This is a genomic window from Paenibacillus sp. DMB20, assembly GCF_000987955.1.
Lineage (GTDB): Bacteria > Bacillota > Bacilli > Paenibacillales > Paenibacillaceae > Paenibacillus_AQ.
This window is the reverse complement of record NZ_LAZU01000037.1, coordinates 506675-524826: the sequence shown is the minus strand read 5'-3', so window position 1 is coordinate 524826 and position 18152 is coordinate 506675. Positions and strand designations below refer to the sequence as shown.

Annotated in this window: 12 protein-coding genes, 4 pseudogenes and 1 riboswitch; of the genes and pseudogenes, 15 read left to right on the top strand and 1 reads right to left on the bottom strand. The window is 53.0% G+C overall.

Annotated features, from left to right (window positions below; translation table 11 throughout):
• The first annotated feature begins 226 nt into the window (after positions 1 to 226).
• The 9 genes and pseudogenes from XI25_RS23085 to XI25_RS36475 all read left to right on the top strand — a co-directional run bounded on the left by XI25_RS23085 (position 227) and on the right by XI25_RS36475 (position 11680).
• A complete protein-coding gene (locus XI25_RS23085; protein ID WP_046680393.1) occupies positions 227 to 2404 on the top strand; it encodes a RelA/SpoT family protein in 2178 nt (725 codons plus the stop codon).
• A gap of 192 nt (positions 2405 to 2596) precedes the next feature.
• Entirely contained in the window at positions 2597 to 3040 is a 444-nt protein-coding gene (gene dtd / locus XI25_RS23080) for a D-aminoacyl-tRNA deacylase (protein WP_046680392.1), read from the top strand.
• Positions 3041 to 3152: 112 nt separating this feature from the next.
• The gene (locus XI25_RS33500; protein WP_160308950.1) at positions 3153 to 3317 is read left to right on the top strand and encodes a hypothetical protein; all 165 of its coding nucleotides are present in this window, start codon (positions 3153 to 3155) and stop codon (positions 3315 to 3317) included.
• Between the two features lie 177 nt (positions 3318 to 3494).
• Positions 3495 to 4002 (top strand): annotated as a pseudogene (locus tag XI25_RS23075) (type 1 glutamine amidotransferase domain-containing protein).
• Positions 4003 to 4080: 78 nt separating this feature from the next.
• The gene (locus XI25_RS23070) at positions 4081 to 4518 is read left to right on the top strand and encodes a hypothetical protein (RefSeq protein ID WP_046680391.1); all 438 of its coding nucleotides are present in this window, start codon (positions 4081 to 4083) and stop codon (positions 4516 to 4518) included.
• Between the two features lie 737 nt (positions 4519 to 5255).
• A complete protein-coding gene (gene hisS / locus XI25_RS23065; RefSeq protein ID WP_046680464.1) occupies positions 5256 to 6503 on the top strand; it encodes a histidine--tRNA ligase in 1248 nt (415 codons plus the stop codon).
• Positions 6504 to 6554: 51 nt separating this feature from the next.
• Positions 6555 to 8332, top strand: a pseudogene (gene aspS / locus XI25_RS23060) (aspartate--tRNA ligase).
• Positions 8333 to 8435: 103 nt separating this feature from the next.
• The gene (locus XI25_RS23055) at positions 8436 to 9191 is read left to right on the top strand and encodes a tRNA threonylcarbamoyladenosine dehydratase (RefSeq protein WP_046680390.1); all 756 of its coding nucleotides are present in this window, start codon (positions 8436 to 8438) and stop codon (positions 9189 to 9191) included.
• A 297-nt stretch (positions 9192 to 9488) separates the two neighbouring features.
• Positions 9489 to 11680 (top strand): annotated as a pseudogene (locus tag XI25_RS36475) (HelD family protein).
• A gap of 22 nt (positions 11681 to 11702) precedes the next feature.
• Here XI25_RS36475 and XI25_RS23045 read toward each other — a convergent pair.
• The gene (locus tag XI25_RS23045) at positions 11703 to 11897 is read right to left on the bottom strand and encodes a hypothetical protein (protein ID WP_152669198.1); all 195 of its coding nucleotides are present in this window, start codon (positions 11895 to 11897) and stop codon (positions 11703 to 11705) included.
• A gap of 331 nt (positions 11898 to 12228) precedes the next feature.
• On the opposite strand from XI25_RS23045, the pseudogene XI25_RS23040 reads away from it, so the two are divergent.
• The 6 genes and pseudogenes from XI25_RS23040 to nrdG all read left to right on the top strand — a co-directional run bounded on the left by XI25_RS23040 (position 12229) and on the right by nrdG (position 18043).
• A pseudogene (locus XI25_RS23040) lies at positions 12229 to 13537 on the top strand (replication-associated recombination protein A).
• A gap of 14 nt (positions 13538 to 13551) precedes the next feature.
• Positions 13552 to 13953, top strand: a complete 402-nt coding sequence (gene crcB, locus XI25_RS23035; RefSeq protein ID WP_046680388.1) for a fluoride efflux transporter CrcB — start codon at positions 13552 to 13554, stop codon at positions 13951 to 13953.
• A 36-nt stretch (positions 13954 to 13989) separates the two neighbouring features.
• Complete coding sequence (locus XI25_RS31570) at positions 13990 to 14355, top strand: FluC/FEX family fluoride channel (RefSeq protein ID WP_052759718.1); 366 nt, start codon at positions 13990 to 13992, stop codon at positions 14353 to 14355.
• A 3-nt stretch (positions 14356 to 14358) separates the two neighbouring features.
• A complete protein-coding gene (locus XI25_RS23025; RefSeq protein ID WP_046680387.1) occupies positions 14359 to 14892 on the top strand; it encodes a PCYCGC motif-containing (lipo)protein in 534 nt (177 codons plus the stop codon).
• A 61-nt stretch (positions 14893 to 14953) separates the two neighbouring features.
• Positions 14954 to 15128: riboswitch (cobalamin riboswitch) on the top strand.
• Positions 15129 to 15323: 195 nt separating this feature from the next.
• Complete coding sequence (locus XI25_RS23020) at positions 15324 to 17546, top strand: anaerobic ribonucleoside triphosphate reductase (protein WP_082112473.1); 2223 nt, start codon at positions 15324 to 15326, stop codon at positions 17544 to 17546.
• Complete coding sequence (gene nrdG / locus XI25_RS23015; RefSeq protein ID WP_046680386.1) at positions 17543 to 18043, top strand: anaerobic ribonucleoside-triphosphate reductase activating protein; 501 nt, start codon at positions 17543 to 17545, stop codon at positions 18041 to 18043. The genes XI25_RS23020 and nrdG overlap by 4 nt, the downstream gene beginning before the upstream one ends.
• The last annotated feature ends 109 nt before the right edge of the window (positions 18044 to 18152 follow it).

Below are 18152 nucleotides of genomic sequence, written 5' to 3'. Positions count from 1 at the left end.
ATTTGTCGAAAATATCGGTTTACGTCATTTTTTGATGCGGCAAGAAATACGAATCCCTGACAAAACATTTGACAGACCAGCTCCAAGCCGCATTCCGCAAGGCGCCGAGTGTTGACGTGAACCGCCGTAAGCGTCATAATGAGAGGAAAACATTCATGAGGGAACCTGCACGTTTTGACAAGGGCGGGTTCCATTTTATATAGAAAGGGAAGAGAAAGGACTCAGAATGGGCATAGAGCGATTACTTGAAAAGGCAGGCGCCTATATTAAAGAACCCGATCTTCTCCGCATCAGGGAAGCCTATGAATTTGCGGAGCAGGCCCATCACGGACAGGTGCGGAAATCGGGAGAACCTTATATCCTTCACCCGCTCGCGGTAGCCGACATCGTGGTTAACATGCAGATGGACACGTTGTCTATTATTGCTGCGCTTCTTCACGATGTCGTTGAGGACACGACCGTATCCCTGGAAGAGATCCGCCGCAAGTTTGGAGATACTTGCGCCATGCTGGTGGACGGGTTAACCAAGCTGGAGCGCATTCAGTTCGGTTCCAAGGAAGAGCAGCAGAACGAGAATTACCGTAAAATGTTCATCGCTATGGCCCGGGACATCCGCGTCATTGTCATCAAGCTGGCTGACCGTCTCCATAACATGAGAACTTTGAAATATCAGTCGGAGGAAAGCCAGCGCAGGATTTCGCATGAAACGCTGGAAATTTTTTGTCCCATCGCGCACCGTCTCGGTATTTCGGCGATCAAATGGGAGATGGAGGACATCGCCCTCCGCTATCTGAATCCGCAGCAGTATTACCGGATCGCCAACCTGATGCACAAGAAGCGGGCGGAAAGGGAACGTTATATCGACAACGTGATTGACCGAATCAAGGAAAAGCTGGACGAGATGGGGATCCAGGCAGACCTTTCCGGGCGTCCGAAGCATATTTACAGCGTGTTCAATAAAATGTCCGTCAAAAACAAACAGTTCAACGAAATTTATGATCTGCTTGCCATCCGCATTATCGTGGATAATATTAAGGATTGTTATGCAACCCTAGGCATTATTCATACGCTTTGGAAGCCGATGCCCGGCAGATTCAAGGACTATATCGCCATGCCGAAAGCGAATATGTACCAATCCCTGCATACCACCGTGGTCGGTCCGAACGGGGAACCGACCGAGGTTCAGATTCGGACGGTAGAAATGCACCGCACGGCCGAATACGGTATCGCCGCCCATTGGGCATATAAGGAAGGCGCCGGAGGGAACGGCAATTTCGACAATAAAATGACTTTCTTCCGCGAAATTTTGGAGCTGCAGCATGAAGCCAAGGATGCTTCGGAATTTGTCGAATCGCTGAAAATGGACTTTTTCTCCGATCTCGTGTTTGTGTTCACGCCGAAGGGCGAAGTCATCGAACTTCCGGCAGGCTCCGTCCCGCTTGATTTTGCATACCGGATTCATACGGAGGTTGGCAATCGCACCATCGGGGCGAAGGTAAACGGACGAATCGTTCCGCTCGACCATCAATTAAAAACCGGAGACATTGTCGAGATTCTTACCTCCAAGCACTCTTACGGCCCGAGTCAGGACTGGCTCAAAATCGCTCAATCTTCCCACGCGCGAAGCAAAATCAAGCAGTGGTTCAAGAAAGAGAAACGCGAGGAGAACGTCGAGAAGGGCCGGGACATGCTGGAGCGCGAATTAAAGCGCCTTGGGCTGGAAGTGTCCGAATGGACGGGAGACGACAAGCTTATCGAGGCTGCCAAAAAATTCGCTTTCAACGATATCGAAGATATGCTGTCCGCGATCGGCTTTGGAGGCATTACCGCGGCTCAAATCTGTACGAAGCTCACGGAGAGACTCCGCAAGGAACAGGAGGAAGCAAATTTTCTTGAGCTGACTTCGGAAATGAAGGAGATCAAGGCACCGCCGGAGAGACGAAGCCGCCCGACCAACGGGGTCAGGGTCAAGGGGATTGACAATCTGCTTGTCCGGTTCGCGAGGTGCTGCAATCCCGTTCCCGGGGACGACATTGTCGGATACGTAACGCGCGGCCGCGGCGTTTCCGTCCACCGGTCGGATTGCCCCAACCTGCCTGCAACCGGCGACGGAGAAGATGCCGCCCGCGTGATCGAGGTCGAGTGGGAGTCCTCCGTGGAGGCCAACTACAGCGTCGATATCGAAGTAACGGGGCATGACCGGAACGGCCTGCTTAACGAGGTTCTTCAAGCCGTATCGGAGAGCAAAACGAATATATCCGCCGTAACCGGCCGATCGGACAAAAATAAAATGGCCATGATCCATATGACCATTCTGATCCGAAACACCGATCATCTGCATTCGGTGGTGGAACGGATTAAGCGGGTAAAGGACGTTTATACGGTTCATCGTATTATGCAGTAATGCCAGTTAAAAAAGGTTAAAGCGCTCTTCTGTAGGCGTAAGCCTTTAACCCTAATGCGGACCGGTCTTCTCTTCATGGAAGCCGGTCCGTTCATTCATTTATTTCTTAGAATAGATTTCTCGCAGAAAGGCTATCGTCCATAAAGAAGGACGGACGAACGGCTTCTGCTTGCATAAGGAGTGTTTCATTCGATGAGAGTAGTCGTACAGCGCTGCAAGGAAGCAAAAGTAACGGTGGGAAGCGAGGTCACAGGCCGGATCGAGAAGGGCTTGACGGTTCTCGTCGGCGTCACCCATGAGGATGAGGAGAAAGATGCCAAATATCTGGCCGAGAAGGTGGCCGGGTTACGCATATTCGAAGACGAGTCCGAAAAAATGAATTGCAGCGTGCTTGATATCGGAGGCGCCATTTTGTCGGTATCCCAATTCACGTTATACGCGGACTGCCGCAAGGGAAAGCGTCCCAACTTTATGGCTGCAGCCAGGCCGGAGGCGGCGGAGAAGCTTTATGAATCCTTCAACCGGGAACTGGCTGCCAAGGGCTTGCAGGTGGAAACCGGCGTGTTCGGTGCGGAAATGGACGTATCGTTGACGAATTGGGGACCCGTAACCATCATCATCGACAGCCGGAACTGACGAGTCAAGCGTTCTTTGGGCCAAGGGAAAAAGCATAAAATGCGGTGTAGTGGGCATGCTTAGGTTACAGGGACTTATCCGTCCTACTACTATGCAAAGGAGTCTGCCGGCTATGCGACAATCGCCCCAATCCGCCTATTGGTACGCTCTATCCCTGCTTGCTTCCGGCAGCATGAACGAAACGGCCAGCCTGAACAGGGCTGTCTCCCAGCCGTACGACCCATTCTGGAAAGCGGGAAGGGATGACAAAGACCGGAACGACTTGCCACGAAAATAATAACTGGAAACTGCAACCGCATCGTTATGCAAAGACGCCGAAAGGCGTTTTTTCTTTTTTTGTAAAGATGCCATAAAATTTCAATCAAATGGCCTCAGGACGGAGAAAGTGTTATAAAAAAAGCACAAAAGGGTAATAAGATTTCAAGGAATATAGAGAAAGGAGACTTATAACCTCATGAGCAAAGTTGCTTTTCTTCTGGCAGACCAATTCGAAGACTCCGAAATGCAAGTTCCATACGATGAAGTGAAAAAAAGCCGGACACCAGGCGGATATCATCGGCCTTGAAAAAGGCAGGGAAGTCAAGGGCAAGCAGGGCAAAGCCTCATATACCATCGAAAAGGCCATTGCCGATGTAAGTGCCCGGGATTACGATGCGGTGATTATACCAGGCGGATCGTCTCCGGAAAATCTTCGTCTGGATCCTCATATTTTGAAATTCGTCACGGAAGCCGATGCATCGGGCAAGCCGATCGCGGCCATTTGCCACGGCCCTCAAATTTTGGCAAGCGCCGATCTTCTGAAGGGGCGGACCATTACGGCTTATCCTCCGCTTCAGGATGATATGGTCAACGCCGGAGCTGCGTTTAGGGACGAAGAGGTCATTGTTGACCGGAACTTCATCACCTCCCGCACGCCAAAGGACGAGCCGGCGTTTGTCCGCGAGCTTCTAAAGGCGCTGTGACGTGTGTCGCACCGGGTTTAAGCTTATCCATGTATTGCCTGCTTTTCAAAATAGCTTTGAAAACAAGGAGGAATGGACATGTCTAAACAGCTTCAAGCTTATTTCAGGACAGAGGATGAAGCCGAAGGTGCAAGAACCACGCTATTGACTTACAAAACGGAGCATCTGGAGGTAAGCCCCCTGCAGGAACCCGTAAACAGAGGCGTAAATATTTTGGTTCCGCTAATTCCTTGGCACGGCTCCGGCACGGGCTCGGCCGTTCCGTCGTCAGGAACGGTTGGGGGGGCAGGTGCGCCTGCGGCTATCGTCGGAACCCGCGCCGTAACGGACGGGGAGCGGACGGAGGATGAGCCGGTGCTGCAAGATCCGGATGATTGGGTTGACGCCACGGATTTGTCGGACGTGGATTTGAATGAGCTCAGGTACGTGCTGACCGCGAAGGTCAGCGATGCCGACTATGAGGAAATCGTCCGCAAACTTCGCGCCAGCAATGCTTTTGTCGAGCGGTTTGATTAAAGGAGCAGCTTCGGGCTTTCAAAAAAAAGGATGACGAAGCCTTTACTGCCTGCAGGAGTGACGGGCGTTAAAAAACCGTTTTCAAACTCGTAATATAACTGTAATGTTTGTTTCATGTTTCTTTAATATTGGCTGTTTATAATAACAGCATGACCCCCTTTTTTATATAATGTTTTGGACCTACAACATCGGTTTGTAGGTTTTTTTCTTTTCCAAGGGGAATTTTATTGAAATTTTCTTGACTTTAGTGCGGCGGTTCATTACAATCTAAAAATATAACGTTTTGGGTACTTTATACCCGGTACGAGTTCAAGATTTGAACAACCTCAAATACGGATTTGATGACGGGACCAAGTATTCCATCCCCACATGCTCAGAGAAGAATCCCTTGGCTGTAAGGATTCCCTTGATGAATGGAAGAATGACCTCCCCGAGAACAGACGGCGAACGTTCCCGGATTAGTCGGGCAAAAGTTCCAGTAGCCGTACTGCGCGGCCGGGCGTAACCGGTTGAAAGCGGAATGATCAAGCCTTTGCCCTGAGTGGCATGCATTACGGCTTGATTATCCGGAATGTGGGTGGCACCACGGGTGATTTCGTTTATGACAATCTCTCGTCCCTGTTGTTGGTTTTCGACGACAGGAGCGGGAGATTTTTTGCATTTTAATATGCCAAAACAAGATTTAGACCGCTAAGCAAGTGGCGGTGACACGGATGGAGGGATGAACCATGGCCAATCTGAGATTTGAAAAACCGACAGGCACGCAGGATTTTCTGCCGGGAACCGTGGAGAAATGGCAGTTTGTGGAGGATAAAGCCAGGGATTTGTGCCGTCGCTTTAATTATCGCGAAATTCGCACCCCGATGTTTGAGCAGACCGAACTGTTCGAGCGCGGCGTCGGGGAAACGACGGACATCGTCGAAAAAGAAATGTATACGTTCATCGACAAAGGAGAGCGCAGCATGACGCTGCGTCCGGAAGGGACGGCCGGGGTCGTTCGGGCTTATGTGCAAAATAAATTGTACGGGGAGCCCGACATCACGAAGCTCTATTACATGGGTCCGATGTTTCGGTATGAACGGCCGCAGGCCGGGCGTTACCGCCAGTTCCACCAGTTCGGCGTAGAGGTGTTCGGAACCGCGGATCCGTCCATTGACGCGGAAGTGATTACGCTCGGCTATTTGTTTACCAAGGAGCTGGGGCTATCCGGCGTCAAGGTGGAAATCAATTCGGTGGGAACCCCTGCCGTACGGGCGGCTTACCGCGACCGTCTGCTTGCTTTCCTTATGCCGATGAAAGACAGCCTGTGTTCGGACTGCCAATCCCGCATGGAGCGGAACCCGCTGCGCGTGCTGGACTGCAAAAAAGACCAGGACAAGTTTGGCGGAGCGCCTTCCATCCTGGACAGCTTGGATGAAGAGTGCAGCACCCATTTTGAGAAGGTCAAGGCGTACCTGGATGCCATGGAAGTTGAATACGAAGTAAATCCGCGCCTTGTCAGAGGTTTGGACTATTACACGCACACTGCCTTTGAATTTAAGGCCCAGGGCATCGGAGCAATCGATACCGTTGGCGGCGGGGGCCGTTTTAACGGCCTCGTGGGCGAGATTGGCGGGCCGGATCAGCCGGGCATCGGTTTCGGTATCGGGATGGAGCGGATCATGCTTATTCTGGAGCACCAAAACATCGAACTGAACGCCGTGAAACCGCTGGATGTCTATCTGGTGGGCTTGGGCGAGGCAGCCGATCGGGAAATCACGAAAATCCTCTTCAAGCTGCGTTCCGAAGGTTTCTCCGCGGAGCGGGACTACCTTGGCCGCAAAATGAAAGCCCAGATGAAATCGGCGGATCGCCTTCAGGCACGCTATACGGCGATTCTCGGAGACGATGAGCTGGCTCGCGGAGAAATCGCCTTGAAATCGATGGAAACCGGCGAGCAGCGCACGGTAAGACTGGATGACTTGGCGAAGGAATTGGGTTTATAGGCCGGATCGGCTGAATAGAGACTAATAATAACAAAGGGGTATGATGAAACCATGAAAAGGACGCATCATTGCGGTCAACTCACGACCGCCAACATTGGAGACACCGTAACGCTGAACGGATGGGTGCAGACCCGCCGCGACCTGGGAGGCGTGCTTTTTATTGATCTGCGCGACCGGAGCGGCATCATGCAGGTCGTATTCAACCCGGATTTTTCCGGCGAGGCGCTGGCTGTTGCGGACAAAGTCCGGAGCGAATATGTCATCGCGGTATCCGGCCAAGTGGTGCAGCGCGCCCCGGAAACGGTCAACCCTAACCTGCCGACCGGCGACATCGAGGTCCGCGTAACCGAGATCGAAGTGCTGAACGGAGCAAAGACGCCTCCATTCTTCATCGAGGACGGGGTAGAGGTGGATGAGCAGCTGCGCTTGAAATACCGCTATCTGGACCTTCGCCGTCCGGAAATGCAGAAGACGCTGATGCTCCGCTCCAAAGCGTCCAAAATCTTCCGTGACTTCCTTGACGGGGAAGGCTTCGTGGATGTGGAAACCCCGATCTTGACGAAAAGCTCGCCGGAGGGAGCCCGCGATTATCTGGTGCCGAGCCGCGTCCATCCGGGCGAATTCTTCGCTCTGCCGCAGTCTCCGCAAATTTACAAGCAGCTGCTGATGGTCAGCGGTCTGGAGCGTTACTACCAAATTGCGCGCTGCTTCCGCGACGAAGACCTTCGCGCCGACCGCCAGCCGGAATTTACGCAAGTCGACATCGAGACTTCCTTTATGGACCGGGACGATCTGTTGTCCATGATGGAGCAGTTGATGGTGCGGCTCTTCAAGGAAACGATCGGCGTCGAGCTGGCAACGCCGTTCCAGCGTATCAGTTATGCGGATGCCATGGGCAAATACGGCTCGGACAAGCCGGACCTTCGCTTCGGTCTGGAACTGATCGAGATGAACGACATCGTGGCCAACAGCGGCGTTAAAGTGTTTGCTTCCGTCATTGAAAAGGGCGGCGAGGTGAAATGCTTGAACGCTAAGGGCTGCGGTACCTGGACCCGTAAGGAAATCGATGACCTGGGACCTTACGCGGCGCGTTACGGCGCAAAAGGCCTGGCATGGATTCAGGTGAAGGAAGGCGAGTTCAAAGGACCTATCGTCAAATTTTTCACCGAGCAGGAAATCGAAGCGATCAAGGAACGCACCGGAGCCGAAGAAGGCGACCTGCTGCTGTTCTCCGCGGACAACAAAAAGGTTGTCGCTGACGTGCTTGGTGCGCTTCGCCTTAAAATCGGACGCCAGCTTGGCTTGATCGATGACAAGGAGTACAAATTCGCGTGGGTGATTGACTTCCCGCTGCTGAGCTATGACGAGGAAGCCAAACGTTATGTGGCGGAGCACCATCCGTTCACCCGTCCGAAGGACGAAGATGTGGAGCTGCTGGACACCGATCCGCTTGCCGTACGCGCTCAAGCTTATGACCTTGTACTGAACGGTTATGAAGTCGGCGGAGGCTCCATGCGTATCTATAAACGCGAAATTCAGGAAAAAATGTTTGCGGCGCTCGGCCTGTCTCCGGAAGAAGCCTATAACAATTTCGGCTACCTGCTGGATGCATTCGAATACGGCACGCCACCGCATGGCGGAATGGCCTTCGGCTTTGACCGTCTGGTGATGCTGCTGTCCGGCCGTACCAATCTGAGAGAGACGATTGCCTTCCCGAAAACGGCAAGCGCAACCGACCTAATGATGGATGCGCCAGCGAGGTGGACGGCGATCAGCTGGAGCAATTGCATATCAAGCTGGCGAAAAAACCTGCCGACGAGAAGAAGTAACTTTTAGAAGATATTTAAGACATAACATTTTCCAAAGAAACGGCGAACCATATCTTGAGACATGGAAAGCCGTTTCTCTCTTCGAAAGGAGGCATTTTTCCAAATGCTGCATCAGTTTTCCCGCACGGAACTGGCCATCGGGCCCGAGGGCCTCGAGGTGATGAAGAACAGCACGGTAGCGGTGCTCGGCATCGGCGGAGTCGGCTCCATCGCGGTCGAGGCGCTCGCGCGTACCGGCGTCGGCCGGATTATCCTGATCGACAAAGACGTGGTGGATATCACGAACATCAACCGCCAAATCCATGCCTTGACGACGACCGTCGGCCAGAAAAAGGCGGATTTGATGGTGGAGCGCGTGAAGCTCATCAACCCGGAATGCGAAGCGATTGCGCTTAATATGTTTTACACGGAAGAGACGTATGAAGAGCTGTTCAAGTATGAACTGGATTATGTACTTGATGCTTCGGATACCATCATGTACAAGATCCATTTGATCAAGGAATGCTTAAAGCGCGGGATTCCGATGATTTCGAGCATGGGAGCCGCCAACAAAATGGATCCGACGAAGTTTCAGGTGGCGGACATATCGAAAACGACCATGGATCCGATCGCAAGGGTTATCCGAACGAAGCTGCGGAAGGAAGGCATCAAAAAGGGCGTGAAGGTTGTGTTTTCCACCGAAGAGCCGATGAAGCCGCGTCAGGATGTAACGGATAAAATCGTGCCGGGGAACGCGCCGGATATCCGCAAGGCAAAGCAGCCGCCGGCAAGCAACGCTTTTGTTCCGCCGGTGGCCGGACTGATCATGGTGTCGGTTGCCGTGCGCGAACTGCTTGAAAAGGCGGGCCTCTCCTCATAAAACCGGGACAAGGGCCCGGAATGGATTACACGTGAGGACATCGGAAGGACCCGGATGTCAAAACGTTTGAAAAACTAGAGCTTGGTTAAAAACACCTTCCGTAAAAGTTCAAATCTTTCAAGACGCAAAACCGGATAGTAGCCGGGGCTGCGTCTTTTTGTGCTGTATATAAATTCCAGTTTATTATATTTGTAGTTTTTGGAAGCGTGTGCTACAATGGATATCCTTTTTGTTTCTCGGATGCTCTATATATGACGGCGGCGAGGCAGAAAAATAATTCTTAGGAGGTAACTGAAATTGATGGATTCTTTTCAAAGTGCCTATCAAGAAGAAGAACAACGGTTAAACGAAACGATTGCCGAAATCGACCGGCAGCTGGAGCGGCTTCGAAGCATACCGGTATACACGGGGCATGATTTCACGGAGCAAGTGCTGGAGGCAGGAAGAGAGGAAAGGCGCCAGGCATTGATCAAAGGCCAGCCCGAGCCTTACTTTGGAAGACTCGATTTCCAGGAAAACGGGAAAGCGGACCGGACGCCGCTGTATATCGGCAAGGTGGGTTTCGACCGCGAGGAAGCCGGAGAGCATCCGATGGTGATCGATTGGCGTGCTCCGATAGCCAGCTTGTTCTACTCTTTCACAGGCGGTGCAGATCCCGCTTCCTATGAGGCTCCCGAGGGGCTGGTCGAAGGCCTGGTTTATTTAAAAAGGAACGTGGTGATCCGAAAGCGGATCTTGGAGCGGGTATCGGATACGTACAACCGGGATAGCGGCGGCCCCGCCGTATCGGACGAATTTCTCGTCTACCGGCTTGGCGAGAATAAGGACAACCGGCTGAGGGATATCGTATCGACGATCCAGGCGGAGCAGGACAAAATCATCCGTGCCGCCAAAAATACGGCTTTGATCATCCAGGGGGTGGCAGGAAGCGGTAAAACGACCGTGGCGCTGCACCGGCTGGCTTTTTTGCTGTATCAATACAAGGAACAGGTATCGGCGGAGAAAATGATCATTTTTGCCCCGAACCACATGTTTTTGGACTATATCTCCGATGTGCTGCCTGAGCTCGGCGTGGGGGACATTCAGCAGAGGACGTTTGCCGACTGGGCGGCGAAGAAATTGGACATCAGCCTGACGCAGAACGATGCGGCGGAAACCTTGGCTTACTGGTTCGAGAACGAGCCGGGCCGGGGAACGCCGGATATTCATGATGATGTCAGCGGGCGGTACAAGGGTTCCCTAAGATTGATGAACGTGATCACGCGGTGCGTCGGGCTGCTGGAGCAATCCGCACTGCCGGAAGGGGACTTTTCTCCTTGGGATGGTGCGGTTCTGTCCAGGGAAACGATAGCCGAATGGTTCAACCAGGAATACAAGCCTTATCCTTTGGCGAAGCGGAAGGAGCGGGTTCTGGCTAGGCTGCACCGGTGGGTCGAAATGGAGCTGAAAAAAGTCGCCGTCCCAGGCCGCGTTAAAGGACAGAAAGAAAAAAAGCGGCACAGCGGGAAAAATCCTATGCGGGCAAATGGCCGAAGTTCGAGCCGGTGACGCTGTATAAACAGCTGTTCGGAGCCGTGAAGGGAAGCGGGATTTGGCCGGATGAGCTCACGGCGGAAATACCGAAAGCGGTGCTGCTTTCTACTCGCAAGGATTTGAAAAAAGGCATGATCCGGGAAGAGGATCTAACCCCGATCCTTTATTTTTATTGCTTGCTGAATGAAATTACGGGCGAGGAAAAGTTCGATCATATCGTGATCGACGAGGCGCAGGACTTTTCCCCGTTCCAGGTGGCGCTGCTGGACCGGTTTGTCAGGGGACATTCATTTACGATATTGGGCGACTTGTCTCAAGGCATTCATGCCTATCGGGGGGTTCATGCCTGGGAAGAGATGAGCTCGCTTTTTGAGGAGGAAAATCGTGCCTATTTCGCGCTCACGCGAAGCTATCGTTCCACGATGGAGATTATCGAATTTGCCAACGGCATATTGGAAAAGGGTGTTGGCAGCGATCTTCTGGCCGTTCCGGTATTCCGCAGCGGGGATGCGGTTCGCCTGATCCCATACGAAGTCCCCGCGAAGCGGGAACGGGATCTGCGCCGGGCCCTTCGCCATCTTCAGTCCAACGGAAACTACCGGACGTTATCCATATTGACGCGGACGCTACGGGAAGCTGCCGAACTTCATGCGTCGCTCTCCGCGGAATGGCCGGATCTCCATCTGATCGACGGCAGCAAGCAGACGTATCAGGGAGGTTTGTCCATACTGCCGGTGTACCTGTCGAAGGGCCTCGAATTTGATGCGGTCATCGTTGCCGATGCGGACCGAAACCATTACGCGGAAAAAAATTGGGACGCCAAGCTGATGTATGTCGGCTGTACCCGGGCTCTTCACGAGTTATGGCTGCTGTATGACGGAGCGCTGCCTTCCTATGCCGTTACCTATCAGCAGGAGGTTGCCGTACAGGGGTGGCCGGAAGGGGCAAACCAATAATTGATCATTATTGTACTCGACATCAAGATGATTTGGAAAAAGATGACGAAGGCAGTTTTTGCAAAGGAGCCGTGGCATATGCCACCGGCTCCATTTGTTTATCCCAGCCGATCTGCCGATGCGATTGGTTAAGATTTTGAACGAAGCGATATACCGTTATCCCGATCAAAAGGACCATTGCAACAAGGACGAATACAATCACTAACCGTCTATTCATGTAATTTATTTTTCCTCCTTGTGAAACATCCGGACTTTAAGATGTGTTTTTTTGTTTGCTCCTTTTCATTATCAACACTTTAAAAGGTCATAAAGTTGTGCTCGTTTCGACAATTTTTTTTCAAAATATAAGAAATTTTAAAAATTTTCCTCAAAACTTGGCTTGTATTTTTTTCGCTAGAAAGCCATTGCTTTTTGGGAAGGGAGGCGTATCTTTCAACGTTCGCGTTCCGCATTACAGTCCGGCAGATGCGAAGTGAGCGGCGGAATGTGATATGATAGAAGCTGCAAAAAGGATTATATCTTTGACGACGATGCAAGGAAGTGTAACGATGGATTTATTTTCTTTTGGCCAAGAAGAGGAACGCGATTCCCGGCTGTTGGCAGACCGGATGCGCCCCCAGAGCCTGGACGAATATATCGGACAAGAGCATATCGTAGGTCCAGGGAAGCTGCTCCGCCGGGCCATTGAAGGAGACCAGGTATCCTCCATTTTGTTATATGGTCCGCCCGGCTGCGGAAAAAACGACGTTGGCCCACATCATATCCAAACAAACGCAAGGAGCCTTTGTCAGATTGAATGCGGTGGATGCGTCGGTTAAGGATGTCCGCGAAGTCATCGAACAGGCGAAGAGCAACAAATCCCTGTACGGGACCAAAACGATTCTGTTTCTGGACGAGGTTCACCGGTTCAACAGCTCCCGCCAGGATGCGCTGCTGCCGGCGGTGGAGAAGGGGACGATCATTTTTATCGGGGCAACTACCGAAAATCCCTTCCATTACGTGAACGGGGCTCTTATGAGCCGTTCAACCTTATTCCAGCTGCAGCCGCTGACGAAAGAGCATTCCATGACAGCCATGAAAAGGGCGCTGCTCGATGAGGAGAAGGGTCTCGGATTCATGCAGCTGCAGGTGGAAGAGGAGGCGTTGGACCATATCGCCACCATGGCGAACGGCGATATCCGCCGGGCTTTGAATGCCCTGGAGCTTGCCGCCATGACGACGCCTCCGGAGAGTGACGGAACCGTTCATATCACGCTGGAGGTAGCTGAGGAATCGATCCGGCGGCCTACGGTACGCGCGGATGAATCCACGCAGTACGATGTGTTGTCCGCCTTTCACAAAAGCATACGGGGCTCCAGCGACGCGGCGTTATTCTGGTTTTTGTATGCGGTGGAGAAGCTCGGCATGGATCCGATGGTGTTCATCCGGCGTCTGATCGCCGCAAGCAGCGAAGATATCGGCCTCGCGAACCCACAAGCGATGGTACAGGCCGTCAGCGCTTTGGAGGCATACCGGAACAACGGCTGGCCCGAAGCAAAGCTGAACATTGCGCAAGCCATACTATTTGCAGTGGAAAGCCCGAAATCGAATGCGGTCTATACGGCGATATCCCGGGCTATGTCGGCCATGGACGATATCAAGTCGGCTGAAGTACCGCTTCATCTGCGCGATACGCATTATCAGGGAGCCGTGAAGCTGGGACACGCGGGATACAAGTATCCTCACGATTTCCCCGGGCATTACGTCAAGCAGGATTATTTGCCGAAAGAGCTGTCGCGCCGTTCATTCTATCAGGCAACGGAGCAGGGAAACGAAGCGAAAATCGCCCATAACCAGCGTCTCCGCAGGGAAGAGTAGGAGCGGGTGAGGCGATGGGAAAGAATCTATTATACGTAGGCGCGGGAGGGTTTGCCGGTACGATAAGCCGGTATGGCCTGGACGCCGTCATACCTTATCCGGAAAGCGGGCTGCCTGTGGGCATATTGATCATCAATCTTTTGGGATGTTTGTTTTTAGCCTGGTTCTTGACCGGCGGGGCAGGTTTGCTTAAGCTTTCCGCGGAAGCGCGGCTCCTCGTCGGAACCGGATTTACGGGTTCCTTTACAACGATGTCGACGTTTACCGTGGGTACCTTAAAATTGATCGACAGCGGTCAGACCGGCACAGCCGTGCTTTACGTGCTGCTCAGCGTGGCCGGCGGCCTGCTGATGTCCTGCGTTGGGGTGTGGCTGGGCCGCCGCCGGGCTTCGGAGCAGGAAGGTGAAGCATCATGATCACGTGGATCGGTCTCGGCGGCGTGATGGGGGGCCATGTCCCGCTATGCTATCGGGTGGTGGCTTGGCAAGAAGAGCGGGCATTTTCCTTGGGCGACCCTGCTGGTGAATGCGTCAGGCTCCTTCCTGCTCGGCTGGCTGTCATCTCAGCAGAGCCAGCTTCCGGCATCGGTTTACGAGATCTTGGGCATCGGCTTTTGCGGGGCTTTCACGACCTTTTCGACATTCGGTTACGAGTCGATCGCTTTAGCCGGGAATAAGCGGTACCTTCATGCTTTTTTTATATATAATGATAACGCTAGCGCTTGGTTTTGCAGGCGCATGGGCAGGATTTTATATGTCGGAGCTGATGAAATAGCAATTTCCGCGAGCGAAAAAAAAGGAACATTAATGGGGAGGTAACGGATGATGGGAAAAGGAAGGTTTGCCGTATTATTATTGTCCGCCGGTCTGCTGCTCGGCGGCTGCGGAGCCGAAAAGGCGGAAGAGCCCCCTGCCGGGGGAACCGGCGCGGGAGCGGCCCATGTGCATGACTCGCAGAAACAGCTTGCCAATGGGGATCTGCGGGAGGTCACGGCTTCGGCAGACGTGTTGCCTACGTTTTTAGACGGACAAACCAAGGAAATACGCACGGTATATGCCCTGGCTGCCCAGGTAAGCGATGTGCTGCCCTGGATTCCATGCTACTGCGGCTGCGGGGAAAGCGCCGGGCATAAAAGCAACCTGAACTGCTTCATCAACGAGGTTCGGGAGGATGGAAGCATCGAATGGGACGATCACGGCACCCGCTGCGGGGTATGCCTGGATATCGCGGTGGAATCCGCCAAAATGAAAAGCGAAGGCAAAAGTTTGACCGAAATTCGTCAAACGATTGATGAGAAGTATAAAACAGGCTATGCGAAGCCGACTCCGACGCCGATGCCAAAAGAAGCAAATTAACCGCCTGTGATTTTTGTTACAGTGAATATCTATATATTGTTATATCTTTTTGATATAACAACTACATATAGTGCATAATGGGATGCGGAGCAAGTCCCGCCAAACAGGGAAGCCGGCGTAAATCCGGCGCGGTCCCGCCACTGTGACAGCTGTTATGAGGAAGGAGCATTCGCGCTCCTTGTCATGGCCAATCGATTCAGCTGAAGCCAGATACCTGCCATTATGACGACTACTTGCAAGCCTACGGTCGATAGGGGAGCGTTTCAAAAAATGGTATGTGTCCGGTTTTACAGGGGATATACCTTTATGAAGCATGTTATCCGTTAAAACCAGCGGATGCATGCTTTTTTAATGCAAGAAAGGTAGGCAGCGCTTGGTCGTATGTAGTGAGTATGCTAAACGCCGGACAGGCGGTTATCGGAGGAAAAAACATGATCGTAGTAAAGAGAGACGGTTGCCGGGTAGAGTTTAACGCGAACCGGATCATAAATGCGGTGAACAAGGCGTTTCAAGCGGTGGAAGGATCGCCAAACCAGGAGGCTTCGGGCCGGATCGGGGCGATGATTGAAGGGAAAGCGGCGGATATGGAAAAGGTGTCCGTTGAGGAGATACAGGATCTCGTCATTCGTTATCTGGACCAAACCGGTTACGGGCGGGTGGCCTCGGCATACAGGCAGTACCGGGAATCCCGCGATCTGGAGCGCGTGAAGCGCGGGGAGCTGTACAAGATCAGCAGCGATGTGATCGGAGCCCGGAACCTGGACCTGCTGCGTGAGAATGCGAATCTGAACGGAGATTCGTTCAGCGGGAAAATGAGCCGAATCGGCTCGGAGTACGCCAAATGGATGGCAAGCAGCTTTATGCTTCCGAAAGAGCTGAACGAGTCCATAAGGGACGGATACGTTTACGTACATGATTTGGACCAGTATGCGCTCGGGACGACCAATTGCATTTTCATCCCCTTTGGCCGGCTGCTCGCGAGAGGCTTTAATACGGGCAACGGTTCGGTTCGCCCGCCGCAGAGCATCATGACCGCCATGGCGCTTGTCGCGATCATATTCCAGTCCCAGCAGAACAGCCAGTTCGGCGGGGTATCCGGCAACAAAATCGACTGGGACCTGGCTCCCTACGTCGGCAAGTCCTTCCGGAAGCATTTCCGCAAAGGGCTGGCTTATCTTGGGGAAGGCGGATCCGGGCAGGTCGGCGACCTATCCGACGAGGAACTGAATCTGGATAACCTGGAGCTGAAGGAATCGTTCCCGCGGACCTATACTTTCGCTTATGACGAAACCGTGGGCGAGACCAAACAGGCCGCGGAATCGCTCATCCACAATCTGAATACGATGAGCAGCCGTGCGGGCGGGCAGATTCCGTTCACTTCGCTCAATTACGGCATGTGCACTTCCACGGAAGGAAGAATGGTTTCCCATGCGCTGCTGGATGCCACCATCAGAGGTTTGGGCCGGGGCGAAACCCCGATATTCCCGCAGCATATTTTCCAGTGCAAGCAGGGAGTGAACCAGGAGGAGGGGGACCCGAACTACGATTTGTTCCTAAAAGCGGTGGAGTGCTCCAGCCGGCGGATGTATCCGAACTTCGTCAATGTGGATGCCTCGTTCAACCTTCCATACTACCGTCCGGACGACCCAGACACCATTATCGCGACGATGGGCTGCCGGACGCGAACGATCTCGGACCGTTTCGGAAGAAACCGCCTGAGCGGAAAAGGCAATCTGTCGTTTAACACGCTGAACCTCGTACGTTTCGGGATTGAACACGGAATTGCCTGCGGGCAGAGATCCGAGCCGGATTTGGACGGATTTTTCCGAAAGCTGGACCATTACATGAACATCGCGGTAGAAGGTTTGATCCATCGTTATGAAATCCAAGCGTCCCAGCCGGCCAAGGCCTCAGATTTCATGATGCGCGAAGGGGTATGGGAAGGCGGGAACGAATTGTCGCCCGAAGACCGGGTCCGGGATCTGATCAAACACGGTACGCTTGCGCTTGGATTTATCGGTTTGGCCGAGTGCCTGAAAGCGCTCATGGGCGTGCATCACGGGGAGGATGAGCAGGCACGGCGTTTGGGGCTTGAGATCATCACCCGGATGAGACGCCATTGCGATGAAGCGAGCGAAGGGTACAACCTGAACATTACTTTGTTCGCTACGCCGGCGGAAGGGTTATCCGGGAAGTTTACGAAGCTGGACCGCGAAACGTTCGGCGTCATTCCGGAAATCACGGACCGCGAGTATTATACGAATTCTTTTCACATTCCCGTGTATTATCCCGTCGCGGCCTTTCAAAAAATACGTTGGGAAGCTCCGTTCCACAAGCTCTGCAATGCAGGAGCCATCTCTTACGTGGAGCTGGACGGCAATGCGCGCCAAAATACGCCGGCCTTCCTCAGCATTGTCCAGTATGCGTTAAAAGAGGACATCGGCTATTTTTCCGTCAATCATCCGTTGGACCGCTGCCCGGCCTGTCATTATGAAGGCATCATCGGCTCGGCCTGTCCCCAGTGCGGCGGAGAGGAAGAGAACATACCATTCCAGCGGCTGCGCAGAGTGACGGGTTATCTGACAGGGAACTACACGGAGCGCTTTAATTCCGCCAAACAGGCTGAAGTTAGGGATCGGGTGAAACATCTGTGAACCTGTGCGGATACATACCCGAAAGCATTAATGAAGGTCCGGGCGTGAGAGCCGTGCTGTTTATCAGCGGCTGCCGCCATGCCTGTCCCGGATGTTTCAATCCGGCCTCATGGGATTTCGAAGCGGGAGAGCCTTTTACGGAGACCAGGAAGCAGGAAATCCTGCGAGAAACCGCGGACAACCCCCTTCTGGACGGCATTACGCTGTGCGGGGGCGATCCTTTCTTTTCCGCGGAGGAGTGCGTTTCATTGGTCAAGGAATTCAGGGTCCGCTGTCCCGGAAAAAACGTGTGGGCTTACACCGGGTTTACATTCGAAGCCATAATGAGGCAGCCGAAGCTGCGGGAGCTGGCGCTTCTGTGCGACGTGATTGTCGACGGCCGGTTCGTCTTGGCCGAAAGGGATGTCGCGCTTCCGTTCAGAGGAAGCCGGAATCAGCGTCTCATTGATGTGAAGGCCAGCGTGGAAAAGGGCCGCAGCATCGAGGTTGCGTTGTAGCATGAGCGTCCGATATACCGGCCAAGCATAAACGCGAAGAATACATGGAATTTCTCATTTTCTTATATTCACAAAAAAAGAGCACGTTCCGGCAGGTATTTACCTGACG